Source organism: Nakamurella alba, assembly GCF_009707545.1.
GTDB classification, from domain to species: domain Bacteria; phylum Actinomycetota; class Actinomycetes; order Mycobacteriales; family Nakamurellaceae; genus Nakamurella; species Nakamurella alba.
The window spans coordinates 1,345,022-1,371,582 of the sequence record NZ_WLYK01000001.1 but is presented as its reverse complement, the minus strand read 5'-3'; the positions used below and the strand labels follow the sequence as shown (position 1 = coordinate 1,371,582).

Sequence of the window (26,561 nt, the reverse complement as noted above, 5' to 3'; positions counted from 1 at the left end):
GCCTGAAAGGCCAGCCGACCCGGTAGGCGGGCTGGTCGCCGAGGGCCGGATCCGGGACCGAAACCATTGCGTGGCAATGGAAACGGTCCCGGATTCGGTTGTTCGCGCCGGGGACGGAGATCAGCGCTCGAGGAAGCCGATCTCACCGCGGGCATTGCCCCACTGCTCGGCGACGTGGTCGACCGTGCCGGGGGTGGCGCCGCCGCGGAGAAGATCGAGCAGCGCCTCGCAGGCCTCACGTGACCCCTCGGCGACCACCTGCACCCGGCGATCGGCGAGATTCGTTGCGCTGCCGGTCAAACCGAGCTCCAGAGCCCGCGCCCTGGTCCACCAGCGGAAGCCGACGCCCTGCACACGACCGGCGACGAAGGCGGTGAGCCGGACGACCGCGGCGGGCTCTCCGCCGCCGTCGTCGGCCGGTTCCTGCTGGGCAGTCCCGCCGACCGATTCCTCGCTCACGGCCGGTAGACCGTCAGCAGCTCCGGATCGACCTCGAAGGTGATGGTGGTGGAGGCCTCGCCGACCTCGCCGTCGTGGGCCGGGATCTCCGGACCGCCGTGCGCGATGATCGTCACCTTCTCCGCGTCGACCGCGTGGAAGACCGTGCTGCGCTCGACCATGCCGATCAGCGAGTAGATGACGCCGCGGGTGCGGGCGAGCTTCTTGTCTGCGCGCAGGTACTGGACGTCGAGCAGGCCGTCGACCAGGTCCTCCCGCCACGCCGGGGCCAGCCCGCGCGGCCGGTAGACGCCGTTGCCGACGAACACCACCCACACCGGTGCCCGGTGGCCGTTGATCTCCAGGTCCATCGGCGTGTGCCGGCGCAGGGTGCGGATCAGCGCCAGCGCGGTGGCCGGCCACTTCCCCATTCGCTTCGTGTACCGGTCGCGGCGGATGACCATGTCCGGGTAGCCCCCGATGCTCGCGGTGTTGAGGAACAGGTCGCCGTTGATCCGGGCGATGTCCACCCCGCCCGCGGTGCCGGCCTCGACCGCGTCGATCGCCTGGGCGTGGGTGTTGAGCCCGAGCGCACCGGCGAAGTGGTTGAGGGTGCCGAACGGGAAGACCGCCAACGGCAGCCCGCGCTCCTGGGCGATCGTCGCCACCGATGCCACGGTGCCGTCGCCGCCGGCCACGCCGAGCGCCTTCATCCCGGTGCCAATGGCGTCCTCGAGCGACTGGTTCTCCGGATCCCACTGCACGATCCGCGCCTTCGGCAGCGCCGCTGACAGCTCGTCCTCGGCACCGTCGCTGCTGCCGGACTTCTCGTTGAGCACGATGGTCAGGCCTTCGCCCTCCGACAGCGCCGGCGCGTCAGCGGGAGCGGTGTTCGCCGGGCCCCACGGCTTCACCGGCCACAGCCAGCGACCGGCCAGCGCCACGGCGACGCCGATGGCCGCGCCGGTGATCACGTCCGAGCGGTAGTGCACGCCGACGTGCACCCGCGAGTACGCCACCGCTGCGGCGAGCGGGGCGAGCACCGGCAGCGCCGCCGGCATCTCCAGCGCCGCGCCGGTGGCGAAGGCGGCGGCGGAGGCCGAGTGCCCGCTCGGGAACGACGAGGTCCACGGGGTCTTGCCGATCCGGCGGGCGGTGACGGTGCGTTCGATGTCCGGCCGGCGGCGGCCGACCAGCGGCTTGATCACGGTGTTGGACAGGAAGCTGGACACGGCCAACGATCCGACGCCACGCAGCGCCGCCCGCCGCCCGCGCTTGCCGGTCAGCGCCCCGATCGCCGCCACTCCGAACCACAGCACGCCATGGTTCGCGCTGGTGGTGAGCAGTCGCAGGGCCTGGTCGACGGGCCGGGCCACCGGATGGGCGGCCGGCACGGTCATCGGGTCGGGGGTCTCGTCCGTGGTGCGCACGCCCCTGAGCCTACGGATGCAGAGGATCGGGTCCGTGCCCACCACGAGGGAGGAGGCGATGACCGGCGGAGAAGGCTGCCGTATCGGCGTTTTTCCGCGCGGAAGTCACCTCCGGGGAGACGATGCCTGCATGACGTTGACGTTCGGTTCGATGCTGCAGAGCGCCGACATCGATCCCGCGGCCGCGCTCGTGCTCAGGCATGCCCACGTCCAGAGCCATGACGACGGTGGACTTCCCGGTCTGCACGCCGACTCCACACCTGCGGAGATCCTGGCGTACACCGCCGAGCAGGCCAGCGATCCGCGGCTCTTCCCTGCCCAGCCACCCCCACTCTGGATCGTGTTCGTCCGGGAGGGCGGTGACCGTGCGCGACTGTGGTCCGTGCTCGAGAACCGCGGTGAGATCACGAACGACGGGAAGCTACGGACCTTCGACCTGGTTGAGTCGGACCGACTCTCCGACCTCAGGGACCGGTTGGTGATCGGTTGGCCGTCTCCCCGGAACTGGCGGATCAATGCGGGGACCGCGGCCACCTATCCGGTGCTGGAAATCGCAGATGCCGCACCACCGCGGTTTCCCGGCTTCGACAGCCTCGTCCTGGATCACGCGCGTCTCCGGGCCGTGATGCGTGAGCATCGCTACGCCGCATGGCGAACCGCTCTCGAATCGGTCATCGGCATCTACCTGATCACCGACACCAGCGACGGACGGCAGTACGTCGGGAAGGCCGACGGGCTGGATAGCATCCGGCAACGGTGGTCCGAGTACGCGACCAACGGCCACGGCGGGAACGTCGAACTCCGCGGCCTGGACCCGTCGCATTTCCGGTTCTCATTGCTGCGGGTGTTCGATCCGAGCAGTCCCCGCCGTGTCATCGACGAGGCCGAAAGCCACTTCAAGAACGCCTTGGACACCCGTCGACACGGCCTCAACCGGAACTGAGGACGGGAGCGCACGTCGTTCAGCGGCCGCGGGGCGGGCGCTGGCAGACCGGGCAGAAGAAGGAGGAGCGGTTCATGAAGGGGTCGCGGCGGATCGGGGTGCCGCAGCGATCGCAGGGTTCGTTCTCGCGGCCGTAGGCGTGCAGGGAACGGTCGAAGTAGCCGGACTCGCCGTTGACGTTGACGTAGAGCGAGTCGAAGGACGTGCCGCCGGCGGCGAGCGCGTCCTGCATGACCTCGGTCGCCGCGTTCAGCAGACCACCGGCCACCGCCTTGGTGAGGCCGCCGGTCGGCCGCGCGTAGTGCAGCTTGACCCGCCACAGGGACTCGTCGGCGTAGATGTTGCCGACCCCGGACACCACGGTCTGGTCCAGCAGCGCGCGTTTGACCTCCGTGCGCTTGGCGCGCAGCCGGGCGATGGTCAGGTCGCGGTCGAAGTCGGGGTCGAGCGGGTCGAGGGCGATGTGTGCGATCGGGTCGGGCAGCTCGGCGCCCCCGGGCACGAACTGCATCCCGCCGAAGGTGCGCTGGTCCAGGAAGTCGAGGTCCGGGCCGCCGTCGTCGAAGGTGAACCGCACCCGCAGGTGCGGGTGAACGGCCCCACCCGGCGTCCCCACCCGGAACTGGCCGCTCATCCCGAGGTGCGCCAGCACGGCGTCGCCGTCGTCGAGGGCGAACCAGAGGTACTTGCCCCGGCGGCGCAGTTCGTCGATTCGGTGACCGGTCAGCACGGCCTGGAAATCAGCGGGGCCCTCGATGTGCCGCCGCACGGCGCGGTCGTGGAAGACCTGCACGCCGGAGATGCGCCGGCCGGCCGCGTGGGCGGTCAGCCCGCGGCGCACCACCTCGACCTCGGGCAGCTCGGGCACGTCGGCTCAGGAGGCCTGTTCGTCGGAGTCGGGAACCGCGCCGTCGGCAGCATCGGCCTCGTCGCCGGGACCGGCCTGCGCGCCGCTGATCTGCTCGTAGGCGGCGGAGGCGGCCTGCTGCTCCGCCTCCTTCTTGGTGCGCCCGGCACCCTCGCCACGCTCGATGCCGCCGAGCAGCACGGTGGCGGCGAAGGTCTTGGCGTGGTCCGGGCCGTCCTCGGTGATCCGGTACTCGGGTACGCCGAGGCCCTGGGACGCGGCCAGCTCCTGCAGCGAGGTCTTCCAGTCCAGGCCCGCCCCCATCCGGGGGGCCTGGACCAGCAGCTCGCCGAACAGGCGGTGGATCACGCCGCGGGCAGGCTCCAGCCCGTGCTGGAGGTACACCGCGCCGAGGACCGCCTCGACCGCGTCGGACACGATCGACGGCTTGTCGCGACCGCCGGTCAGCTCCTCGCCACGTCCGAGCTGGAGCATCCCGCCCAGCCCGATGGCGCGGCCGACCCCGGCCAGCGCGTACATGTTCACGATCGACGCGCGCAGCTTCGCCAGCCTGCCCTCGGGCAGGTCGGGGTGGGTCCGGTACAGCGCATCGGTGATCACCACGCCGAGCACGGAGTCCCCGAGGAACTCCAGCCGCTCGTTGGTGGGCAGACCGCCGTGCTCGTACGCGTACGACCGGTGGGTCAGCGCCAGCACGACGAGCTCGGCATCGAGTTCGATGCCGAGCCGGTCGGAGAGCACAGCCGGGTCAGGACCACCCGTGCCGCCGGAGCGGCGCGAGGTCGCGTCGGACACGTCGGTCAGACGCCGACGACCTGGCGACCCTTGTACTGCCCGCAGTTCGGGCACACCGCGTGCGGCGGCTTGAGCTGACCGCAGGCGCGGTTCGGGCAGGCAGCCAGGGTGGGGACGGTCGTCTTCCACTGCGAGCGCCGGGCGCGGGTGTTGCTGCGCGACATCTTCCGCTTCGGGACAGCCACGGGTTACTTCTCCTCGGTGTTGGGGGTGGTGCGGACCGCACCGGGGACACCGCGTCGAGCGGGACCCGGAACGGGAGCGGGAACGGTGCCACCGGCCGGCCCGGAGGCCTGCTCGGTGTCTGCGCCCTCTGCGAACCGCCCGGCGAGGGCGGCCCAGCGAGGATCGATTGTCTCATGCCCGTGACCCGGTTCGAGATCATCGAACCGTTCGCCGCAGGTCGGGCAGAGGCCGGCGCAGTCGGGGGTGCACAGCGGGACCAGCGGCAGCGCCAGCACGATCTCGTCGGTGACCAGCGGGAGGATGTCGATCAGGTCGTCGACCAGCCGCGGGACCTCGTCCTCGTCGGTGGTCTCGGCGGTGGTCGAGTCCGGGTAGGCGTACAGCTCGCGCAGCGGCGCGTCGACCTCCTCGCGGACCTCGGTCAGGCAGCGGGAGCACTCCCCGACTGCCACCGCCCGGGCCGACCCGGACACCAGGACGCCCTCGGCGACGGACTCCAGCCGCAGGTCCAGCAGCACCTCGCCGCCGGCCGGGACCGCGATGACGTCCTCGATGCCGATCGGCAGGTCCACCGGGACCGTCGCCGACCAGGTCTTCATCGAGCCCGGCCGACGCCCCAACGCCCGGGTGTCGATCACCCAGGGAGAGGCGGGATTCGGGCGCGTGGAGGTCATGGCTGCTTTCCGTGTACATGCCGCGCGGGCACGAAGAAGAGGTCACCCGGTTCGGGCAACCGTTCCAGAGTAGTCGAGTTCCGCCGCTGATCCCAACCGACGGGACAACGGCGGTCAGTCCCGGTAGTCCGCCATCGCGCCGGAGCGCAGCGCGTTCCGGCCGCGGGCGACGGTGCGCAGCGTCTTGGTCAGCGTCTCCTCCATGCCGGCAAGCTTGGAGTCGATGTAGGAGTCGCAGTCCGCGCGCATCCGGTCGGCCTCGCCGTGCGCCTCGTCGACGATCCGCGCCGACTCCAGGTGCGCGGCCTGCACGACCTCGGACTGGGAGACCAGCCGCGCCTGCTCGGCCCGGCCGTCGGCGACGGACCGCTCGTAGGTGGCCCGGCCGGCGGCGACCAGCCGCTCGGCCTCGCCGTGACCGCGGGAGACCAGGGCGTCGTGCTGGTCCTGGCCGTTCTGGATGGTGCGGTCGGCGTCGGCCTGCGCCCGCGCCAGGATCGCCTCGGCGCGGGCGGTGGCCTCGTCGACCAGCCGGTCGGCCTCGGTCTGTGCGCCGGCGACGGTGGCGTCGGCCTCGGCGCGGGCGGCGGCGACCAGCCGGTGGGCCTCGTTCTGCGCGTCGGTGACGGTCCGGTCCGCGCTGTCCTTCGCCTCGGCGAGCATGCCGTCGCGGTTGTCCAGGACGTCCTGTGCGTCGTCCATCTCGCCGGGCAACGCGTCCCGGACGTCGTCGAGCAGTTCGAGGACGTCACCGCGGGGCACCACGCAGGACGCCGTCATCGGCAGACCGCGTGCTTCCTCGACGATCGTCACCAGTTCGTCGAGTGCCTCGAAAACCCGGTACACCTGAACAACTCCTCTGCGCTTCCGAACCCGGAGCCCGCCGATCCTGGTGCCGGCCCGCTCCCCCGGCCAGTCTGCCAACGGGCGGCGGCCAACCGGGTCAGGCTCGCCCGAGCTTGGCCAGCAGCGCGGTCAGCACGGGGGCCGGGACGTGCTCGCTCACGTCGCCGCCGAACTCGGCCACCTGCTTGACGAGCGAGGAGGACAGGAACGAGTACTGCGGGTTCGTCGGCAGGAACAGGGTGTCGACACCGGTCAGCCCGTGGTTCATCTGGGCCATCTGCAGTTCGTAGTCGAAGTCCGAGACGGCCCGGATGCCCTTCACGATGGCGCTGATGTCGCGCTCCCGGCAGTAGTCGACGAGCAGCCCGCTGAACGAGTCCACCCGGACGTTCGGCCACTCGGCGGTCACCCCCGCCAGCAGCTCCAGCCGCTCCGCGACCGGGAACATCCCGCTCTTGTTGGGGTTGACCAGCACGGCCACCGTCACCGTGTCGAACAGTCCGGCCACCCGGCCGATCACGTCCAGATGCCCCAGCGTGGGCGGGTCGAAGGAGCCCGGGCACACCGCGTGTGTCATGGTTCCGGACGGTAACAGGCAGGTCAGACCCCGGGTCCCCCGCCCCGGCACGGCTCCCGGCGGATCAGGCAGGCCCGACGCCCGGCGCCTCGCCCCAGTGCAGCACCGTGTCGCCGTAGCGCTTCTCGCGCCTCGCGGTCAGCGGTGGCGGCCAGTCGAGGTCCCCGGACCGCACCGACCGCTCGATGACGACATCCGCCCCCGGCGCACAGCCACCGGCGGCGACCAGAGCGGCCAGTACGGCGGTGAGGTCCGGGCCGGCCAGGTCGTAGGGCGGATCGGCCAGCACGATGTCGTACGGCTGCGGATGCGGTCCGCCGGCGAAGGCCAGCGCGGAGGCCGGGACCACCCGCACTGCATCGGCCAGGTCCAGCCGGCGCACGTTCTCCCGGGCCGCGGTCAACGCGGCCCGGTCGCTGTCCACCAGGTCGACGGACGCGGCGCCGCGGGACACCAGCTCCAGCCCGAGTGCGCCGGACCCGGCGTAGAGGTCCAGCACCCGCGCCCCGGCGAGCCCACCGGTGGACTCCAGTGCATTGCCCAGAGCCGCCCGCACCCGCTCGCTGGTAGGGCGGGTGGTGGTCCCGTTCGGGGTGCTCAGCACCCGGCCGCCGAACCGTCCGGCCACGATCCGGGTCATCTCAGCCCATCTCCAGGAAATCCTGCTGGTCGTCGCCGATCAGCGACCGGACCATGTCGGCGAGTCCCGGGTACAGCGCCAGGGACGGGTCGGCGTCGACCAGCCGGGTCGCGTCGACGCGGGCCAGCTCGATGGTCTCCCGGTGGTCCTTCAGCACCAGCTGACGTAGGCCGGAACGGTTGCCGGACTGGCTCGTCCCGATCACGTTCCCCTCCCTGCGCAGCTCGAGATCCCTCTCCGCCAGTTCGAATCCGTCCAGCGTCGAGGCCACCGCCTCCAACCGCTGCATCGCCGGCGAGCGCTGACCGTACTCGGTGATCAGCAGGCAGATGCCCGGTGCGCTCCCGCGTCCCACCCGGCCACGGAGCTGGTGCAGCTGGGACATGCCGAACCGTTCGGCGTCCAGCACCACCATCATCGTGGCGTTCGGCACGTCGACACCGACCTCGATGACGGTCGTCGACACCAGCACCTCGGTCTCGCCGTTGGTGAAAGCGCGCATGGCGGCGTCCTTCTCGGTCGGCGGCATGCGGCCGTGCAGGATCCCGATGCGCAACCCGTGCAGCGGGCCCTCGGCGAGCTCCCGCGCCACGGCGAGCACGGCCAGCGGCGGGCGCTTCTCCTCCTCACCGTTCTCGTCCGGTGGCTCGTGGGTCTCCCCGTCGTCCTCGCCCTCGTCGTCGTCACCGATTCGCGGGCACACGATGTACACCTGGTGGCCCTTGCCGACCTCTTCGTGCACCCGCTCCCAGGCCCGGTCGACCCAGCCCGGCCGGGCTTTCGCCGGCACCGCCGTGGTGGCGATCGGCGACCGCCCGCGCGGCAGCCCGATCAGGTTGGACACCTCCAGGTCCCCGTACACCGTCATCGCCACCGTGCGCGGGATCGGGGTGGCGGTCATCACCAGCACGTGCGGCGGGTTGCCCTCCGGATGCCGCTGCCGGAGCACGTTGCGCTGCTCCACACCGAACCGGTGCTGCTCGTCGATCACGATCAGCCCGAGACCGGCGAAGTAGACGCCCTCCGACAGCAGCGCATGGGTGCCGACCGCGATGCCGGCCTGCCCGGACACGATGTCCAGCAACGCCTGTCGCTTCGCCTTCGCCGTCATCGACCCGGTCAGCAGGGTGATGGCGATCGCCTCCGGCGGCGCACCGAGCTCGCCGCCGCGGGCGTACGGACCCAACACGTGCCGCAGCGACCGCGCGTGCTGCGCAGCCAGTACCTCGGTCGGCGCGAGCAGCACGGCCTGCCGGCCGTTGTCGATCACCTGGAGCATCGCGCGCAGCGCCACCACGGTCTTGCCGGACCCGACCTCCCCCTGCAGCAGCCGGTTCATCGGGTGGATGGTCGACAGGTCCTTCGTGATCTCCTCGCCCACCCCCTGTTGACCGGCGGTCAGGGTGAACGGCAGGTTCTTGTCGAACGCGGCGAGCAGGCCGTCCGGCCGCGGCGGGCACGGCTCGGCCGGGTACTGCCGGGCCAGCTCCCGGCGCCGGGCCAGCACCAGCTGGACCGACAGCGCCTCGTCGTAGCGCAGTCGCTTCTTCGCCTTCTCCAGGTCCTCGTCCGACTGCGGCCGGTGGATGTTGCGCAGCGCGGAGTCCAGACCAACCAGGTCGTGCAGCTCCCGGAACGAGGACGGCAGCGGGTCGTGGATCTCGTCGAGCTGGTCCAGGACCATACGCACCGCCGACTGCACGACCGAGATGCTGATCCCCTCGGACACCGGGTAGACCGGGATCGACCCGCCAGGAAACTCCTCGATGGTCGCCAGCTGGTCCTTGGCCTTCGAGCGACCCACCGATCGGAGATCGGGGTCGCCGAGCGTGGTGTCGTTCTCGTGCCCGACGATCATCACCTGCGGCGAGGACAGCTGGGACTCGCCGTTGAACTTCCCGACCGTCCCGGCGAACATGGCGTTCGTCCCCGGGCTGAGCTGCTTGGACATCCAGGGCTGGTTGAAGAAGGTGCAGGTGATGTCCGTCTTGCCGTCCGACACGGTCACCTTCGTGATCGACCGGACCTTGGACCCGGGTCCCGGGTATCGGGTGTCGGCCCGGCGGACCGTGCCCCAGACAGTGACCTTCTCACCCTCTTTCAGCTTGCTGATATCGGTGAGGTCACCGCGCTTGTCGTACTTGCGGGGGTAGTGGCGTAGCAGGCCCCCGACGGTGACGATCTTGAGCTTGTCCTCGAACTGGTTGGCCAGACGCGCGCCCACCACGTGCCGCAGCGGGGTGGCCATGTCGGTCGCGGAGCCCATGCGGGTCATTCTGCCGACCCCGGGCGACAGTCGGCGGCAGGCAGCGGTGCGTGTGGACGACGGAGTGGAAGGTCGGGACCGACGGGCGGTGCGATGCCCTAGGTTCGGCGGATGAACAGCACCGGGTCCGTGCTGCTCGGTCCCGCGCTGGCGGTCGTGCTCGTGGTGCTGGCCGGACTCGCCGCCCTGGTCGTGCGTTTCTCCGGGGTCGGCCGATGGCGGGACGTGCTGACCGCGGCGGTCCGCGCCGTCCTGCAGCTGGCCGCGGTCAGCGCGGTGATCGGGCTGGTGCTGCGGTCGATCTGGGCCACCGCGGGTTTCCTGCTGCTGATGACGGCCGTCGCGGCGGGCACCTCCGCGCGGCGGATCACCGGGTCGGTACGTGGTCGCGGCTGGTGGACGGCGCTACCGATCGCGGTCGCAGTGCTGCCCACACTCTCGCTGATCCTGGCCAGCGGCGCGCTCCCGCTCTCCCCCGTCGCCCTGCTGCCGTCCGCCGGGATCCTCATCGGTGGCGCGATGACAGCCACCTCGCTGGCCGGCCGCCGGCTCACCGAGGAGCTGCACGACCGGCGCGGCGAGTACGAGGCCGCGCTGTCGATCGGGTTGGTCCGGCGGGATGCGGTGCGGCTGGTCGGGCGGCCGGCCGCCGCGCTGGCGCTGGTCCCCGGCCTGGACCAGACCAGGACCGTCGGACTGGTCACCCTGCCCGGCGCGTTCGTCGGCGTGCTGCTGGCCGGCGCGTCGGCCTGGCAGGCCGGCGCGACCCAGCTGCTGGTGCTGTTCGGGCTGCTGCTGGTGCAGAGCACCGCGGTGTTGGTCACCGTGGAGCTGGTGGCCGCCGGGCTGTTGCCACCCGGCGGCACCGTCCTGCCTTCCTGAGAGCGCCTCTACTGCAACAGGTTCCCGCCGAGGCTGCGCCAGCCGACACCCGGGACTCCGGTACGGGCGTCGACCATGTACAGCGCGCCGTTGGTGCCGCGCCCGAAGGCCGCGAACCCGTAGGCGCTGGTGCCGGTGGTCAGCGCCACCGCCCCGGTGATGCCGCCGCGCAGGCCGTAGTTCATCCCGTTCTTGCCGACGTCGACGGTCCGGTCGCTGCGCACGTAGCTGCGGGCCAGGTACGCCCCGGAACCGGAGTAGCCGGGTGCCGTGCAGATGCCGAACCCGCGATCGACGAAGCCGCTGGAGGGCAGACCGTTGGCGCCGAACGTCATCTCGTACAGCTTGCCGTTCGGGTGCCGGAAACCGACGCGGGCGTTCGTGCCGGACAGCGCCCCGGGTGAGCCGGACAGGCCGCCGCCGAGTTTCGTCCACGCCGACCACGCGCTGCCGTCGAACCGCTTCATCCAGAGCGCACCGTCGGCGCCACGGGCGAAGACGTTGAGCCGGCGGTCACCGGTCGACATCGCCGCGGGGGCGCTGTACGCCTTGAACCCCAGGTTCTCCCAGGCCGACCAGGTGCTGCCGATCCGCCACCTGTGCAGCACGCTCCGGTCGCCGGCGATCGCGAACAGGTCGATGCGCTGGTTGTCCCAGCTGGTCGCGGACGGCCCGTAGATGACCTGTGCGCCCAGGTTCACGAAGGCGCCGGCGAGGTCGACGTTCTTGTAGCGCACAGTCCGGTCGGTGGCGACCACGAACGCGTAGTAGCCGGTGGCCGTACGCACCGCCCCGACCGGCGCGGTGGGCGAGGTCCGGCTGCCCAGGCAACTGCTGTCGCCGGTGGTGCGCTGCGGGACGACGCGCAGGATCTGGTCCTGCCCGTCACCGTCGGAGGTGGTCACGTACAGCGCGCCGTCCGGGCCGAGCTGCGGTGAGCGGAGGCGCCCGTAGGAATTGTCCAGCTGCGGGATCGACTGCTGCGACACGAGTGTGCCGGCGGCGGTGATGGTGAGCGCGCGCAGCGAGGTGTCCTTCAGCGCAGCGGCGACGAACGCGCCGTCCAGCGATCCCCACTGCGCACCGGTCAGCCAGGTGCCGCCGGACAGGGCCAGTGTCGGATCCCCGGTCGTGTACACCGCGGCGGTGGCGTTCGGCAGCGACAGGTCCGTCATCGGGACGCTCTCGTTGTAGCCGGGCACCGGGTTGTAGCCGTAGTTCCGGCCGGCGCCGAGCTTGTTGACCTCGTCGTCGCGCCCGGTGCCCTGCTCCACCGACCACATCTCGTTGGTGCCGGGCCGCAGGGCCAGGCCCTGCACGTTGCGGTGGCCGTAGGTGAAGATCCGCCGGGTCACCGCGTTGCTGCTGTTGTAGTACGGGTTGCCGGGGGCAGCGGCGCCGGTGGTGGTGATCCGCAGGACCTTGCCGTTCAGGACCTCGCGGTCCTGCGGCCACGTGCCGACCGCGGCGTCACCCGTGCCGATGTACAGCAGGCCGTTGCGGTCGAACCGCAGCCGGCACCCGCCGTGCCGACCACTGGTGGCGCCGATGCCGGTGAGGATCGGGTTGCCGACCCGGGAGGCGCCGGTGTAGCCGGCGTTCATCTGCCACTTGATCACCCGGACGTCGTGGTTGTCCCCGGACTCCCAGCCCTGGCAGGTGTAGAAGTACCGGTTCGTCCGGAAGCCCGGGTCGACCACCATCCCCATCAGGCCGGTCTCGCCGGACACCCACAGGTCGTCCTGGTTCATCGACACCGGGCGGGTGGTGCCGTTGGTCAGCCTCGCGCGGACCGGGCCCGACTTCTGGTTGTAGATCATCGTGCCGTCGGGGGTGAAGGTCAGGTCCCACGGCTGGTTGAGGCCGGTGATCAGCTCGGTGACCTGCAAGGCCGGCAGTGCGGCGGCGGCGGCGGGTGCGGGCTGCGGGGTGGACTCCGGGGCCGGCGGTGCCGCGAGCACCTCCGGCGAGCTGCCGAGCACCAGGGCCATCACCGCCCCGGCCGTGACTGCCGCCCGGCGCGCGCGCCGACGTCCGGGATGGATGGGGACGGATCCGGCCATGGTGAGCTCCCTGGGTCGACGGCCACACTGCCTGCCCGATCCTTACCCGGCGCGCAGCCGGGGCGAACTCACCCGGCGGCGTGTCCCCTTTCCAACTTTGCGGCCGCTGCGACAGGTGTTCAGTCGCGCAGCGTGATCCGCAGGTCGAACGGTGTCGCCATCAGATAGGCCTGCTCGACCACCGGACCCGGGTCCTCGGTGTGCAGGTGGAACAGCTGGCGGGATCCCTCCACCCACAGCTGGACCTCGGCGACCCCGGACAGCTCGACCCGCAGCGCCTCCGCCGCGGCCGGGTCGCCGTGCAGGGTGAAGGTCACCTCGGCCGGGAACGGCACGCCGCAGTTGTCGCCCGGGAAGCCGCCGCAACTGGTGGAGTCCGGACCGGTGCGGTGGCCGGCGGTCCCGGCCGCGCCGACCGCGAGCGCGCCGAGCAGCTGGGCGAGCAGCAGGTGCAGTCGCAGTTCGGGCAGGTCCTCGGTGGGCAGCCAGCCCTGCCGTGACGCCTGCTCGGCCACCCGGGCCATCTCGGTGAGATCGGCCCCGGTGATCACCGCCTCGGCGGCCGCGACGCCGGCGCGGTGCGCGGACTCGGACACCGTCGGCACGGCGCTGGCCACGGACTCACCGGTCCGCACGGCCGCGTCGGTTGACGTCGGGCCGGCACCGAGCGCGGCGGCGCCGGCGATCATCCCGGCGACCAGGTGCAGGGGCGCCGCCGTGCCGTCCTGGTACGCGTCGGTGAGGCGGGCCTGCGCGACACCGGCGACCAGACCGGTGAGGTACCGCAGCAGTCCGGATCCGCCGGCCGGATCGGCCACGATGACCTCCTGCCCGTCCAACGCGGCGAGCAGCCCGTAGCGTGCCGATTCCAGGGCCGCCCGCTCGTCGGCCGTCGGCCGGATCCGCAGGTGCGGGGCCTGGTCGGTACCGTCGAGGGCGACCTCGAACCAGCGCTGTACGGTTCCCGGGTCGAGCACGTCCACCCGACCATCGTGCCCCGCGACACCCCCGGTCGGTGGGATTTGGCCGGTCGGCGCACTGTCGGTAGTCTGGAACGGTTGCCCGGTCCCCGGCCGGGCTGCATCCATGTCTTGTACAAGTAGATGACGGACGTTCCGCCCGATGGGTCGGTGGCTCCGTCCGATGAGGAAGTGAGCCGATCGTGGCTGCCGTGTGTGACGTCTGTGGCAAGGGCCCGGGCTTCGGGATGAGCGTGTCCCACTCCCACCGTCGGACCAACCGTCGTTGGAACCCGAACATCCAGCCGGTGCGGGCGCAGGTCGCCCCCGGCACCGTGAAGAAGATCAACGCCTGCACCTCGTGCCTGAAGGCCGGCAAGGTCGTCCGGGGCTGATCCCCTTGCGGCCGCCCGTGAGGCGGCCGATCGAACGAAGAAGAGCGGCAGGTCACCGACCTGCCGCTCTTTCGTCGTCCCCGGGGTGCTGCGATTCCTCGCCCTGCCCCAGGTCGACCGACCTCCGGTGCCGTTCCGTGGCCTCGGGACGACGCTCGTTGTCGTCCGTGGAACTGCAACGGCAGATCCCCGGAGGACCTCCTCGACGGCAGCGGGAACAGCACCTCGCCGGCGGGCCGGACATGCGACCGCCCCCTGACCGATGGCCAGGGGGCGGTCGCGGTCGACTTCGCGGACCTCAGTCCAGGTGGACCATCCAGCCGTGCGGGTCGGGGCGGGTGCCGCGCTGCAGGGCGACGAGCTCCTCGCGCAGCTTGAGCGTGATCGGGCCGGTCGCGCCGCCGTTGATGTCGAAGGCACCGCCCTGGTGCTTCACCGAGCCGACCGGCGTGATCACCGCGGCCGTCCCGCAGGCGAAGACCTCGGTGAGCTCGCCGTTGGCGGCGCGCTCCGCCCACTCATCGGTGGAGATCCTGCGCTCGGTGGCCTTGTGGCCGAGGTCCTCGGCCAGCCGCAGCAGCGAGCTCCGGGTGATGCCGGGCAGCAACGACCCGGACAGCTCCGGCGTCACCACCTCGGCGTCGTCGCCCTCGCCGAAGACGAAGAACAGGTTCATCCCGCCCATCTCCTCGACGTAGCGGCGCTCGATCGCGTCGAGCCACACCACCTGGTCGCAGCCCTTCTCGGCGGCCTCGGCCTGGGCGGCGAGCGAAGCGGCGTAGTTGCCGCCGGTCTTCGCGGCGCCCATCCCACCCGGCGCGGCCCGCACGTAGTCGTGCGACCACCAGACGCTGACCGGGTTGATGCCGCCGGAGAAGTACGGACCGGCCGGCGAGGCGATCACCGAGTACAGGTATCGGTTCGACGGGCGCACCCCGAGGCCGACCTCGTTCGCGAACATGAAGGGCCGCAGGTAGAGCGAGGCCTCCTCGCCGGTGGGCACCCAGGCCCGGTCCGCCGAGACGATCTCGCGCAGCGAGGCCATGAACAGCTCCTCCGGCAGCCGCGGCATGCCGAGGCGGTCGGCCGAGGCGGCCAGCCGGGCGGCGTTGGCCTGCGGGCGGAACGAGGCGATCCGGCCGTCGGGCTGCGTGTAGGCCTTCAACCCCTCGAAGATCTCCTGCGCGTAGTGCAGCACCATCGACGCCGGGTCCAGGGTGAACGGCCCGTACGGTACGACCCGCGGATCCTGCCAGCGCCCGTCCACGTGGTCGATGAGCACCATGTGGTCGGTGAAGTACTTGCCGAAGGAGGGCGCCGCGATGATCTCGGCGCGCCGCTCGTCGGACACCGGATTGGGATGCGGGAGCCGCGCGAAGTTGGTCGATGTAGCCGTCACCCGCACAGGATAAACCCGATTCTCGGACGTCCTACTGTGTTCTTGGGCCGTGGCCGGCCGTGCCATCGGGCCGGGGCGGCCGTGCCATCGGTCGTTGCCGGCCGAACGGCTCCTCAGGATCGCGGCGAGCTGCGTCCGCCAGCCAACCTGCGGCACCCGCAGGGTCAGCCGACCGGCGTCAGCGGCTCCCCGCCGGCCAGCACCGCCAGCGCATTGTCGACGGCCTTGTCCACCATCGCGGCCCGCGTCGCCTCGGTCGCGGACCCGATGTGCGGCAGCAGCACCAGACCCGGGATCTCCTCCAGCAGCGGCGATCCCGGCACCGGCAGCGGCTCGGTGTCGAAGACGTCGAGGCCGGCCGAGTGCAGCCGCCCCGCGCGCAGCGCCTCAAGCACGGCCGCCTCGTCGACGATCCCGCCGCGGGCGGTGTTGACCAGGGTCGCCGTCGGCTTCATCCGGGCCAGTTCGGCGGCCCCGATCAGGTTCCGGGTGTCCGGCGTGCGCGGCACGGTCAGGCACAGCACGTCCGACTCGGCGAGCAGGGTGTCCATGTCGACCGCGGTCGACATGGAGTCACTCGGCGCGGACGCCCGCTGCAGGTGCAGGATCCGCATCCCGAACCCGGTGCCGCGGCGGGCCACGGCCTTGCCGATCTGCCCGTACCCGATGATCCCGAGCGTCGCGCCGTGCACGTCCTGCCCGAGGAAACCGTCCATCCGGAACCCGGTCCACTCCCCCGCGCGCAGCGCCCGCTCGGCGTCGGTCAGCCGGCGCCGGGCCGACAGCACCAGCCCGAAGGTGAGGTCGGCGGTGGTCTCGGCGAGCACGTCCGGGGTGTTCGTCAGCGCGATCCCGCGGTCCCGCAACGCCTTCCGGTCGACCAGGTCGTAGCCGGCGCCGATCACCGCGACCAGTCTCAATCCCGGGCCGGCGGCGTCGAGCAGCGCCTCGTCGACCGGGTCGGTGGGTGGCGCGAGGATCACGGTCGCGCCGGGCGCGAGTGCCTGCAGGTCGGTCGGCGACGGCGGCTCGACGATGGGCTGCACCACCTCGGCGGCGGCCAGCAGCCGGTCGAGTCCGGTGCCGGGCAGCGCACGGCGGGTGACGAGCACCCGGGGCAGGCCGGTCATCGGACGTGCGACGGGACGAAGGGCGGCTTGACCACGCGCACCGGCAGAGAGCGGCCACGTACGTCGACGGCGATCTCGTCACCCTCAGTGAGCCCGGCGACGGTATCAAGCAGCGCCAGCCCGATCCCCTGCTGCAGCGTCGGCGAGAAGGTGCCGGAGGTGGTCTCGCCGATGGCCGTGCCGGCGGCGTCGACGACCGACATGTGCGGCCGGATCACCCCGCGCCCCAGCGCCAGCAGACCCCACAGGGTGCGTACCGGGCCGTTCTCCCGCTCGGCGAGAAGCGCTGTGCGGCCGAAGAACTCGTCCTTCTTCCAACCCACCGCCCAGGAGGCGCGGGCCTGTACCGGGCTGATGTCCGGGCCGAGGTCCTGCCCGTGCAGCGGGTAGCCCATCTCGGTGCGCAGGGTGTCCCGGGCGCCCAGCCCGGCGGCCCGTCCACCGAGGTCCGCCGCCTTCTCCAGCAGCGCGTTCCACAGCGGCAGCGACACGTCCCAGGCCGGCAGCAGCTCGTAGCCGTGCTCGCCGGTGTACCCGGTGCGGCAGACCCGGACGGGCAGCCCGTCGTAGGTGCCGTCGGCCCAGCCCATGTAGTCCAGGTCGGTCGGCAGTCCGACGGCGGCGACCAGTTCCGCGGACCGCGGGCCCTGCACCGCGATCACCCCGAACTCGCGGTGCCGTCCGACCACCTCGATGCCGTCGGGCGCAGCGGCCTGCAGCACCGCGACGACCGCGGCGGTGTTCGCCGCGTTGGGCACCAGGAAGACCTCGTCGTCGGACACCACGTAGGCGATCAGGTCGTCGATCACCCCGCCCGACTCGTCACAGCAGAGCGTGTACTGCGCCTTGCCCGGGCCGATCTTGCGCAGGTCGGCGGTCAGGCAGCGGTTGACGAAGCCGGCCGCACCCGGTCCGGTGACCGTGGCCTTGCCCAGGTGGGAGACGTCGAAGACGCCGACGGCCTCGCGCACCGCGGTGTGCTCGGCGACGACGCCGCCGCCCGCGTACGAGATCGGCATCTCCCAGCCCCCGAAGGGCGCCATGGTCGCGCCGAGTGCCACGTGCGCCTCGTGCAGGGGTGAGGTGAGCAGTGCGTCCGGGGACCCTGGGGTATGCATGATGAGCACGTTATCGGCCCGGCGGCACTGTCCCCGCGTCGCGCCGACCACCCGCACCGACCCTGAAGGAGTCCTCCCCGTCATGACCGAGCTGACCCTGTCCTCCGCCGACCCGACCGCAGCGCGCGCGGATGCGCTGGTCGTCGGGCTGTACAAGGGCGAGGACGGCCCGGTCGCGACCGACGAGCGGTTCGCCGCTGCCGCGGCAGCGCTGGCCGTGGTGGGCGCGACCGGCAAGGCCGGTGAGGTGACCGTCACGGGCGGGGCGGGTGTCGTCGGCGCCGGGCGACTGGTCGGGATCGGGCTCGGCGACGCCGACGCGGCCGGGACGCCCGCCGGTGCGGAGACGGTCCGGAAGTCCGCGGGGATCGTCACCCGTTCGCTGGCCGGCCTGAAGCGGGCGGTGTCGACGCTGGGGTCCGTCGACCTCGCCGCAGCCGCGCAGGGTCACCTGCTCGGCGGGTACGTCTTCGATCGTTACAAGGAGCCGGCCAAGGCACCGGTCGGGACCGTGGTGCTGGCCGTCCCGCGCAACGACAAGGCGGCGAAGGCGGAGCTGCGGACCGCGCTGATCACCGCCGAGGCCGTGCTGCTGGCACGCGACCTGGTCAACACCGCGCCCAACGACCTGCCGCCCGAGGTGTTCGCCGCGCGCGCGTCGACCGCGGCCGGCGAGGCCGGTCTCGAGGTCACGATCTGGGACGAGAAGCAGCTGGCGGACGAAGGTTTCGGTGGGATCCTGGCCGTCGGCTCCGGATCCTCCCGGCCGCCGCGACTGGTCCGCATCGCCTACACCCCGGCCGACGCGGTCACCTCCGTGGCGCTGGTCGGCAAGGGCATCTGCTTCGACTCCGGCGGGTTGTCGATCAAGCCGGCCCAGGGCATGGAGAACATGACCAGCGACATGTCCGGCGCCGCAGCGGTGGTCGCGACGGTGATCGGCGCGGCGGCGCTGGAGCTGCCGGTCGCGGTGACCGCCTGGGCGGCGCTGGCCGAGAACCTGGTGTCCGGCACCTCCTACCGGCCCGGCGACGTGCTGCGCCACTACGGCGGGAAGACCGTGCACGTGCTGAACACCGACGCCGAGGGCCGCCTGGTGCTGGCCGACGCCATCGTCCGAGCGTCCGAGGAGGAGCCCGACTATCTCATCGAGACCTCGACGCTGACCGGCGCGCAGGTGGTGGCACTGGGCAACCGGACGATGGGGATCATGGGCGAGGAGGGGCTGCGTGACCGGGTGGCACAGATCGCCCGGGAGGTCGGGGAGGGCGGCTGGGCCATGCCGCTGCCGCCGGAGCTGCGCGAGGGACTCGACTCCCCCATCGCCGACCTGCAGAACGTCAACTGGAACCGGGTCGGCGGCATGCTGACCGCCGGCCACTACCTCGCCGCCTTCGTCCCCGACGGCCTGCCCTGGGCCCACCTCGACGTCGCCGGACCGGCCTACAACACCGGCAGCACCTACGGCTACCAGCCCCAAGGCGCCACCGGCGTCCCCGTCCGCACCCTCCTCGCGGTGCTCGAGGACCTTAGTTCCTGAGGTTCGGGTGGTCGGGGTGGGTGTGCTTCCCACTCCGACCAGCCGGGCCCGCCGGGTTCTCGAGCCGGCCTGGGGTCAGCGGGGTGGTCGGGTCAACGATCGCCCTGACCAGCGGGAATGTGCTGCGGTAGCTGGGTTCGCGAGCCGGCCTGGCGGTCAGTGAGTGGTCGGGTTCACCGATTGCCCTGACCAGCGGGAATGGCGGGCGGAGGCCAAGTTGTCGGGCCGACCTGCGGTCAGTGGGTGGTCGGGTTCAACGATCGCCCTGACCACCGGGGACCAGGTCGTCGAGCTGGCCTGCGGTCAGTGGGTGGTTGGGTTCACCGATTGCCATGACCAGCGGGAATGGCCTGCGGTGGCCGGGTTGTCGAGCCGGGATTGCGGTCGCGGCGGTCGGCTTTACCGATTGCCCTGAACCGCGGGAACGTGCTGCGGTGGCCGGGTTCTCGAGCCCGGAGGTCGGTCGGGTAAGCAGGTCGAGCTCTGTGCGATCTCCTTCCCGGTCCTTGTGGCTACACCACGTGTAGCCAGAAGGACCGCCAACGGAAGGACCTGTGGTCATCGTCCTTCCTTGGCCGTGCACGACAGGGAATCCGGCCCTGATCATCTCCGCTGCCGCTCGTTGGCCCAAATTCCGTCCGTCGCACGGATTTTCGGCCAACGAAGGCCGGGAGTGCCCGGACCCGACCCGTGGGCGGTGACATTTCGATGCCCTGGAGGAGCGCAGCGTGGAGATGGCGAGTTCCCGGTCCGCCTGGCCACACAGACGGTAGGCAGACGGCCCCGGAACCGAAACACCTGCGGAGCTGAACCCCCTCGACCGCCGGCCGGCGGACCAACCCCACCCGTTCCTACCCGCCGCTGTCCGGGCGCAGTTCAGAACACCCACGAACCGCCACCCGGCAACACGACGGCACCACCCGCCCACCGACCCTTGTCCCGGCCGCAGTTCAACACCGTCGCGAACCGTCACCCGGCCGCCCGCCGGATCGCCCGCCTACCGGCCCTGGTCTGGCCGCAATTCAACTCTGCGGCGAACCGTCACCCGGCCGCCCGTCTACCAGCTCTGGTCCGGGCGCGGTTCAGCACCAACCGGGAACCGCCGGCCGGCTGACCGACCCCGCCTGTTCGTACCGGCAGCCGTCCCGGCGCAGTTCAACTCAACACCCCTCCCGGGCAGCCACCCGGCCGCTCCACCGGACAACTGCTCCTGTCCCGGGCGCAGTTCAACTGCGTGGCGAACCGTCACCCTGCTGCCCGTCGGGCCGAAGGGACACCGTCCGGCATCTCCAACCCGGCGACGAACCCCGGATGACCGCCGACGACCTACCGCCCGTCCAACCGCTCCTGCTCGGCCCTTCGGGCGAGGAGGGTGGTGCGGCGGGAATAGTCGCGCATGCGCTGGGGATAGCCGACGACGGTCGCGTCGTAGATGGGCAGGCCGTGGTCACGGGCGAAGTCACGGGCCTTGGCGGGGGTGTCGACGAGGCGGCGGGTGAACTCCCCGTCGTGCGCGACGAGCACCATGCTGACCCCGGTCACCGCGGTCTTCGGCTCCACGAACACCTCGACGCCGCGGCGCTCCTGCACCCAGGAGTCGAGCCGCTCCCTGGTCTCCTTGCGCTCGGATCGCTTCTTGCCGAGCCCGAACATCCCCATGATTCCTCCGCCTGCCTCCGCCGCCACCGGGCGACCGCCCCTGGGATACCCGCCGTGTCCGTTGCGTCCATCTTCCCCCGGAACCACGCGGACGTGTGGCAGCCCGACCGGCAGGCGCAACGCCACCACACTTCCGGCGTACCGGAGGCCGGTTTCGCCACGAGCGCAGCGTCCGGGGTCCACCCGCTCCGCGCGTGTCGGAGCGTAGTGCCAAGATGGAGCCCGCACCCGCGTGCCCGCGATCCGGGCATCCGGGGTGGACAAGCTGCTAACGATGCGCGAGGAGTTCGGTCACCGATGTCAGACACCACGGTCGATCTTGTTGTTCTGGGCGGAGGGTCGGCCGGGTACGCGGCGGCCCTGCGCGCCTCCGAGCTGGGGTCCTCGGTGGTGCTCGTCGAGAAGGACAAGCTCGGCGGCACCTGCCTTCACCGCGGCTGCGTGCCGACGAAGTCGCTGCTGCACGCCGCCGAGGTCGCCGACGAGGCGAAGGACGGCGCGGCCCTCGGCCTGAAGACCTCCTTCGACGGCGTCGACGTCCCGGGCCTGCTGAAGTACAAGGACGGCGTCGTCACCCGCGCGTTCAAGGGCCTGACCGGCCTGGTCAAGTCTCGCGGCATCACCATCGTCGAGGGCACCGGCACCTTCGTCGGCCCGAACACCGTGGTGGTCGGCGAGGACCGCTACATCGGTACCAACGTCGTGCTGGCCACCGGTTCCTACTCGCGCAGCCTGCCCGGGCTGGCCATCGAGGGCCGGGTCATCACCAGCGAGCAGGCGCTCGGCCTCGAGTGGATCCCGGAGAAGGCGATCGTGCTGGGCGGCGGCGTCATCGGCGTCGAGTTCGCCTCCGTATGGGCCTCCTTCGGCACCGAGGTGACCATCGTCGAGGCGCTGCCGAGCCTGGTCCCGGCCGAGGACCCGTGGGCGCAGAAGCACCTGGAGCGCGCCTTCCGCAAGCGCAAGATCGGCTTCAAGACCGGCGTGAAGTTCTCCTCGGTCACCCAGGACGACTCCGGCGTCACGGTCACCCTGGAGACCGGCGAGACCCTGTCCGCCGACCTCCTGCTGGTCGCCGTCGGCCGTGGCCCATCGACCGCCGGCTGCGGCTTCGAGGAGGCCGGCGTCACCATGGACCGCGGCTTCGTCATCACCGACGAGCGGCTGCGCACCAACCTGCCCAACGTCTACGCGATCGGCGACATCGTCCCCGGCCTGCAACTGGCGCACCGCGGCTTCCAGCACGGCATCTTCGTCGCCGAGGACATCGCCGGGCTGAACCCGAAGGTCATCCCGGACGCGGACATCCCGAAGATCACCTACTGCGACCCGCAGATCGCCTCCGTCGGGCTCACCGAGGCCAAGGCGCAGGAGGTGCACGGCGAGATCGACACCTTCGTCTACGACCTGGCCGGCAACCCGAAGTCGAACATCCTCAAGACCGCGGGCGGCGTGAAGGTCGTCCGGGTGAAGAACGGGCCGATCGTGGGTATCCACGTGGTGGGTGCGCGGATGGGCGAGGTCATCGGCGAGGCGCAGCTGATCGTCGGCTGGGAGGCCTACCCGGAGGACGTCGCCCCGCTGATCCACGCCCACCCGACCCAGTACGAGGCGCTGGGCGAGGCCATGCTGGCCCTGGCCGGCAAGCCGCTGCACGTGCACAACTGACCGGCCGCCCGGAATTCTGGAAGAGGTAGCAGAGGAATGTCCCACTCCGTACAGATGCCGGCGCTCGGCGAGAGCGTCACCGAGGGCACCGTCACCCGCTGGCTGAAGGCCGTCGGTGACGAGGTCGCGGTCGACGAGCCGTTGCTCGAGGTCTCCACCGACAAGGTCGACACCGAGATCCCGTCCCCGGTGGCCGGTGTGCTCGAGAAGATCGTCGTCCAGGAGGACGAGACGGCCGAGATCGGCGCCGAGCTGGCCGTCATCGGTGACGGGTCCGGCGCAGCGGCCGAGGCGCCCGCCGCCGAGGCCCCCGCGGCCGAGCCCGAGCCGGAGCCGGAGGCCGTCCCCGAGGCGCAGGAGAGCACCCCGGCCGAGGCGCCGTCCACCGAGACCGAGGCACCGGCCGAGAAGCCCGCCGCCGGCACCGCCCCGGCCGCGTCCGGCACCGAGGTCACGCTGCCCGCGATGGGCGAGTCCGTCACCGAGGGCACAGTCACCCGCTGGCTCAAGGCCGTCGGTGACGAGGTCGCCGTGGACGAGCCGCTGGTCGAAATCTCCACCGACAAGGTCGACACCGAGGTGCCGTCGCCGGTCGCCGGCACCCTGCTGGAGATCAGCGTCGGCGAGGACGAGACCGTCGAGGTGGGCGGCAAGCTCGCTGTCATCGGCGATGCCGGTGCCGCCTCCGCGGCCGCCCCGGAGCCGAAGGCGGCAGAGCCCGCGCCGGAGCCGAAGCCCGAGCCGAAGCCGGAACCCACGCCGGCACCGAAGCCGGAGCCGAAGGCCGAGGCACCTGCTCCCGCTCCCGCTCCCGCTCCCCCGGCGCCCACCACCCAGCCCGACGCCGCCGCACCGGCAGCCGCAGCCGCCACTCCCGCAGCCGCCGCACCTGCGGCGTCCTGGCAGCCGAAGGCCGCGGAGCCGGCCGGCGTCTACGTCACCCCGGTGATCCGCAAGCTGGCGGCCGACAACGGCGTGGACCTGGGGTCGGTGAAGGGCACCGGGGTCGGTGGCCGGATCCGGCGCGAGGACGTCCTCGCCGCCGCCGAGGCGGCGAAGGCCGCGAAGGTCGCCGCCGAGACCCCGGCACCGGCCGCAGCGGCAGCCCCTGCCGCCGCACCCAAGAGCGGCGGTGCGCCGAAGCCGGACGCCGCGGCGACCGCGCTGCTCGGCACCACCCAGAAGCTGCCGCGCATCCGCCAGTCGATCGCCAAGAACATGCTGTACGGCCTGCAGACGGCCGCCCAGCTGACCACGGTGATCGAGGTCGACGTGACCCGGGTCGCGGCGCTCCGTGCCAAGGCCAAGGCCGGTTTCGAGGCCCGCGAGGGCGTCAAGCTGTCCTTCCTGCCGTTCTTCGTGAAGGCCGCGGTCGAGGCGCTCCGGGTGTACCCGGTGATCAACTCCTCGCTGTCGGACGACCTGAAGGAGATCACCTACCACGGCAACGTCAACCTGGGCATCGCGGTGGACACCCCGCGCGGCCTGGTGGTGCCGGTGGTCAAGCAGGCCGAGGACCTCAACCTCGGCGGGATCGCCCGCAAGATCGCCGATCTCGCGTCCCGCACCCGCGACAACAAGATCACCCCGGACGACCTGTCCGGCGGCACCTTCACGATCACCAACACCGGATCGGTCGGGGCACTCTTCGACACCCCGATCTTCGTGCCGCCGCAGTCGGCGATCCTCGGCACCGGCGCGATCGTCAAGCGCCCGACGGTGATCAGCGACGCCGACGGCAACGACGTCATCGCGATCCGGTCCATGGCCTACCTGGCGATGTCGTACGACCACCGGAACATCGACGGGGCGGACGCCTCCCGGTTCCTGCAGGTGGTCAAGAAGCGCATCGAGGCCGGCGAGTTCGAGGGCGACCTGGGGCTCTGAGACCGTGTCTCGCATCGTGGCGGCGGGGGTCAGCGGGTTCCTGGGGAGCCGGCTGACCTCCGCGCTGCGCGCCGCGGGGCACGACGTCGTCGAACTGGTCCGCCGCCCACCCGTTGAGGGCCAGGTGCAGTGGGACCCCGACAGCGGGTCCTTCGACGACTCGGTCCTGGACGGCGCCGCGGCGGTGGTCAACCTCTGCGGGGCCGGCGTCGGCGACAAGCGCTGGACCGACGACTACCGGCGGCTGATCCGCACCTCCCGCGTCCGGCCGACCGAACTGCTGGCCCGCGGCTGCGCCGCGCGCCGGGTCCCGGTGCTGCTCAACGCCTCGGCGGTCGGCTTCTACGGCGACCGCGGAGACGAGGTGCTGGAGGAGACGGCCGGCCCGGGATCGACGTTCCTGGCCGGGATCTGCCGCGACTGGGAGGCCGCCACCGCCCCGGCGTCCGAAGGCGGCACCCGCGTGGTGCATCTGCGCACCGGCTTGGTCATCGGCCACGAAGGCGGTGTGCTGAAACAGCTGTCGCTGGTCAGCAAGCTGTTCCTCGGCGGGAAGCTGGGCAGTGGCCGCCAGTGGTGCCCGTGGATCTCCGCCACCGACCACATCGATGCCATGCGTCACCTGCTGGTCGCGGACGTCACCGGTCCGGTGAACCTGACCGGACCGGTCCCGGTGCGGAACAAGGAGTTCGTCGCGGCCATCGGACGTGCCGTGCACCGGCCGACCCCCTGGTGGGTGCCCGGCCCGGCGCTCGAGCTGGTGCTCGGCGGCTTCGCCCAGGAACTGCTCGGCGGTCAGCGCGCGGTGCCGGTGGTGCTGGCCGACTCCGGGTTCGCCTTCACCCACCAGACCCTGCACGACGCCCTGGTGTCCGAGGTGCCCGGCGCCCGCTGACCCGGTGCGCCGCCGGTCGGCTCAGTGCTCGTTCAGATCCGACGCCTGGTCGACCGGATGTCCGAGGTGCCCGGCGCCCGCTGAGGGGAAGCCGCCGTCGGCTCAGTGCTCGTACGGATCCGACGCCTGGTCGACCGGATGTCCGAGGTGCCCGGCGCCCGCTGAGGGGAAGCCGCCGTCGGCTCAGTGCTCGTACGGATCCGAGGGCTGGTCGACCGGGGTGATCGAGGTGACCGTCACCGTCGGCACGTAGCCGTTGTCCTGCCCCGCGGTGTCCGGCACGGCGGTGACGACGGCGGTCACCCAGGTGTCGGTGGGCAGCGGGGCATCACCGTCGACGTGGATCTGCATCGGGTTGGCGTCCGCCGCGCAGCAGCTGATCACCAGCCGGGCGATCGAGTAGCCGCTGGTGAACCCGGTGCCCGCGGGGGCGATGAAACCGGTGACGGTGACCGGGGTGTCGACCACCGAGTCCTCCCCGTCGTACAGCGCGCGCAGCACGAACTCGCGCAGCGGGATCGCCGGGTCCTCACCGGTCGGCAGCGGGTCGAACTGCATGGTGGGCCGCTGCCGGGCGAACGCCTCGGTACCGACCCCGCGTCCGGATCCGTCGTTGAAGGCGTAGCCGCCACCGCCGCCGGCCGCGTCCTTGCCGCCGGTGTCGGTGTTCGCCGACGTCGAGCCGGAACCGGAGTCGGTCGCTGCCAGCTCCTCGAGTCCGGCCACCGCCTGGGACCCGGCGGACCGGGCCACCGCGTCGGCACCCAGCGCGGGCGGCGCGGCGACCAGCAGCACCAGCACCGGCGCCAGGATCAACCAGGGCGCCTTGGACCGGCTGTGGTCGTGGCCGTGATGGTGGTCCTCAGGGTCCGCCTCGACCACCGCGGCGCTGACCGGCAGCGGCTCCGGCCGCAACTCGCCCTCGTCGACCTGCCGGTGCCGGCCACCGCTGTCACCGCCGGCCCCGCCACCGTCCACTCCGGCGCTGTCGGCGGGGGTCCGCAGCACGCCGGTGAACTCGGCCATCGCGAACGGCCGGCCCTCGCGGAGCGCGGTCTCGTCGGCCGGGACCGCGGCGAGCAGCGCCTTGCGGGCCTTCTCCTTCGCGACGTCCCGGCGTACCGCGGTGACCAGCGAGACGATGCCGACGCCGATCAGGATCGCGCCGGAGATGATCAGCAGCACGCCGAACTCGGGCCGCACGTACGAGGTGTACCGGCCGCTGATGGTGATCGAGAGCAGCAGGCCGCCCATCAGGACGACGATCACCGACTGCGCTTCCTTGTTCATCCGCTCACCCGCT

The 26,561-nt window shown here is 71.8% G+C and carries 24 protein-coding genes; 7 read left to right on the top strand and 17 right to left on the bottom strand.

Going from position 1 to position 26,561, the window contains the following annotated elements; translation table 11 throughout:
• Positions 1–120: 120 nt before the first annotated feature.
• The gene (locus tag GIS00_RS06160; RefSeq protein WP_322097575.1) at positions 121–459 is read right to left on the bottom strand and encodes an acylphosphatase; all 339 of its coding nucleotides are present in this window, start codon (positions 457–459) and stop codon (positions 121–123) included.
• Positions 456–1,868, bottom strand: coding sequence for a bifunctional phosphatase PAP2/diacylglycerol kinase family protein (locus GIS00_RS06155; RefSeq protein ID WP_322097574.1), 1,413 nt, complete (start codon positions 1,866–1,868; stop codon positions 456–458). Before GIS00_RS06155 ends, GIS00_RS06160 begins: the two co-directional genes overlap by 4 nt.
• A gap of 130 nt (positions 1,869–1,998) precedes the next feature.
• On the opposite strand from GIS00_RS06155, the gene GIS00_RS06150 reads away from it, so the two are divergent.
• Positions 1,999–2,811, top strand: a complete 813-nt coding sequence (locus GIS00_RS06150) for a GIY-YIG nuclease family protein (RefSeq protein WP_154767367.1) — start codon at positions 1,999–2,001, stop codon at positions 2,809–2,811.
• Positions 2,812–2,830: 19 nt separating this feature from the next.
• Here the strand turns inward: GIS00_RS06150 and mutM are convergent, their stop codons facing one another.
• The 8 genes from mutM to recG form a co-directional block, all read right to left on the bottom strand.
• A complete protein-coding gene (mutM, locus tag GIS00_RS06145; RefSeq protein ID WP_322097573.1) occupies positions 2,831–3,679 on the bottom strand; it encodes a bifunctional DNA-formamidopyrimidine glycosylase/DNA-(apurinic or apyrimidinic site) lyase in 849 nt (282 codons plus the stop codon).
• A 6-nt stretch (positions 3,680–3,685) separates the two neighbouring features.
• The gene (rnc, locus tag GIS00_RS06140; RefSeq protein ID WP_322097572.1) at positions 3,686–4,474 is read right to left on the bottom strand and encodes a ribonuclease III; all 789 of its coding nucleotides are present in this window, start codon (positions 4,472–4,474) and stop codon (positions 3,686–3,688) included.
• A gap of 5 nt (positions 4,475–4,479) precedes the next feature.
• Positions 4,480–4,659 (bottom strand): 50S ribosomal protein L32, encoded by a 180-nt coding sequence (rpmF, locus tag GIS00_RS06135; protein WP_322097571.1) that lies wholly within the window; start codon positions 4,657–4,659, stop codon positions 4,480–4,482.
• 3 nt (positions 4,660–4,662) lie between these two features.
• The gene (locus GIS00_RS06130; protein ID WP_154767366.1) at positions 4,663–5,334 is read right to left on the bottom strand and encodes a YceD family protein; all 672 of its coding nucleotides are present in this window, start codon (positions 5,332–5,334) and stop codon (positions 4,663–4,665) included.
• A 114-nt stretch (positions 5,335–5,448) separates the two neighbouring features.
• Entirely contained in the window at positions 5,449–6,180 is a 732-nt protein-coding gene (locus tag GIS00_RS06125; protein ID WP_322097570.1) for a DivIVA domain-containing protein, read from the bottom strand.
• Between the two features lie 97 nt (positions 6,181–6,277).
• Positions 6,278–6,757, bottom strand: coding sequence for a pantetheine-phosphate adenylyltransferase (coaD, locus tag GIS00_RS06120; RefSeq protein WP_154767365.1), 480 nt, complete (start codon positions 6,755–6,757; stop codon positions 6,278–6,280).
• 64 nt (positions 6,758–6,821) lie between these two features.
• Positions 6,822–7,397, bottom strand: a complete 576-nt coding sequence (locus tag GIS00_RS06115) for an RsmD family RNA methyltransferase (protein ID WP_154767364.1) — start codon at positions 7,395–7,397, stop codon at positions 6,822–6,824.
• A gap of 1 nt (position 7,398) precedes the next feature.
• Entirely contained in the window at positions 7,399–9,663 is a 2,265-nt protein-coding gene (recG, locus tag GIS00_RS06110) for an ATP-dependent DNA helicase RecG (RefSeq protein WP_230312814.1), read from the bottom strand.
• A 111-nt stretch (positions 9,664–9,774) separates the two neighbouring features.
• Between recG and GIS00_RS06105 the strand changes: the two genes are divergently transcribed.
• Entirely contained in the window at positions 9,775–10,545 is a 771-nt protein-coding gene (locus GIS00_RS06105) for an ABC transporter permease (protein ID WP_154767362.1), read from the top strand.
• Positions 10,546–10,553: 8 nt separating this feature from the next.
• Here the strand turns inward: GIS00_RS06105 and GIS00_RS06100 are convergent, their stop codons facing one another.
• Together GIS00_RS06100 and GIS00_RS06095 are read right to left on the bottom strand one after the other, a co-directional pair.
• Entirely contained in the window at positions 10,554–12,608 is a 2,055-nt protein-coding gene (locus GIS00_RS06100; RefSeq protein WP_154767361.1) for a PQQ-dependent sugar dehydrogenase, read from the bottom strand.
• 119 nt (positions 12,609–12,727) lie between these two features.
• Complete coding sequence (locus tag GIS00_RS06095) at positions 12,728–13,591, bottom strand: hypothetical protein (RefSeq protein WP_154767360.1); 864 nt, start codon at positions 13,589–13,591, stop codon at positions 12,728–12,730.
• A gap of 179 nt (positions 13,592–13,770) precedes the next feature.
• Here GIS00_RS06095 and rpmB point away from each other — a divergent pair, with 179 nt between their 5' ends.
• On the top strand, positions 13,771–13,962 hold the full coding sequence (gene rpmB / locus GIS00_RS06090) for a 50S ribosomal protein L28 (RefSeq protein WP_322097569.1): 192 nt from the start codon (positions 13,771–13,773) through the stop codon (positions 13,960–13,962).
• Between the two features lie 298 nt (positions 13,963–14,260).
• Here rpmB and GIS00_RS06085 read toward each other — a convergent pair whose 3' ends face one another.
• From GIS00_RS06085 to gcvT, 3 genes are all read right to left on the bottom strand, one after another.
• Complete coding sequence (locus tag GIS00_RS06085; RefSeq protein WP_322097568.1) at positions 14,261–15,361, bottom strand: branched-chain amino acid aminotransferase; 1,101 nt, start codon at positions 15,359–15,361, stop codon at positions 14,261–14,263.
• 164 nt (positions 15,362–15,525) lie between these two features.
• Positions 15,526–16,491, bottom strand: a complete 966-nt coding sequence (locus GIS00_RS06080) for a 2-hydroxyacid dehydrogenase (protein ID WP_154767357.1) — start codon at positions 16,489–16,491, stop codon at positions 15,526–15,528.
• On the bottom strand, positions 16,488–17,609 hold the full coding sequence (gene gcvT, locus GIS00_RS06075; RefSeq protein WP_154767356.1) for a glycine cleavage system aminomethyltransferase GcvT: 1,122 nt from the start codon (positions 17,607–17,609) through the stop codon (positions 16,488–16,490). The genes GIS00_RS06080 and gcvT overlap by 4 nt, the downstream gene beginning before the upstream one ends.
• Positions 17,610–17,691: 82 nt before the next feature.
• Here gcvT and GIS00_RS06070 point away from each other — a divergent pair, with 82 nt between their 5' ends.
• Positions 17,692–19,149, top strand: coding sequence for a leucyl aminopeptidase (locus GIS00_RS06070; RefSeq protein WP_154767355.1), 1,458 nt, complete (start codon positions 17,692–17,694; stop codon positions 19,147–19,149).
• A gap of 1,326 nt (positions 19,150–20,475) precedes the next feature.
• On the opposite strand, the gene GIS00_RS06065 is transcribed toward GIS00_RS06070, so the two are convergent.
• Entirely contained in the window at positions 20,476–20,808 is a 333-nt protein-coding gene (locus GIS00_RS06065) for an oxidoreductase (RefSeq protein WP_154767354.1), read from the bottom strand.
• Positions 20,809–21,105: 297 nt separating this feature from the next.
• Here GIS00_RS06065 and lpdA point away from each other — a divergent pair, with 297 nt between their 5' ends.
• From lpdA to GIS00_RS06050, 3 genes are read left to right on the top strand one after another with little or no spacing between them, the layout of a single operon-like run.
• Positions 21,106–22,476, top strand: coding sequence for a dihydrolipoyl dehydrogenase (gene lpdA, locus GIS00_RS06060; RefSeq protein WP_154767353.1), 1,371 nt, complete (start codon positions 21,106–21,108; stop codon positions 22,474–22,476).
• Between the two features lie 36 nt (positions 22,477–22,512).
• Positions 22,513–24,363 carry a 2-oxoglutarate dehydrogenase, E2 component, dihydrolipoamide succinyltransferase gene (gene sucB, locus GIS00_RS06055; RefSeq protein WP_154767352.1) on the top strand — a complete coding sequence of 617 codons (1,851 nt, stop codon included), beginning with the start codon at positions 22,513–22,515 and terminating at the stop codon, positions 24,361–24,363.
• 4 nt (positions 24,364–24,367) lie between these two features.
• Positions 24,368–25,258, top strand: a complete 891-nt coding sequence (locus GIS00_RS06050; protein WP_322097567.1) for a TIGR01777 family oxidoreductase — start codon at positions 24,368–24,370, stop codon at positions 25,256–25,258.
• Positions 25,259–25,441: 183 nt separating this feature from the next.
• On the opposite strand, the gene GIS00_RS06045 is transcribed toward GIS00_RS06050, so the two are convergent.
• Entirely contained in the window at positions 25,442–26,548 is a 1,107-nt protein-coding gene (locus tag GIS00_RS06045; RefSeq protein ID WP_154767351.1) for a TIGR03943 family putative permease subunit, read from the bottom strand.
• Positions 26,549–26,561: the final 13 nt, after the last annotated feature.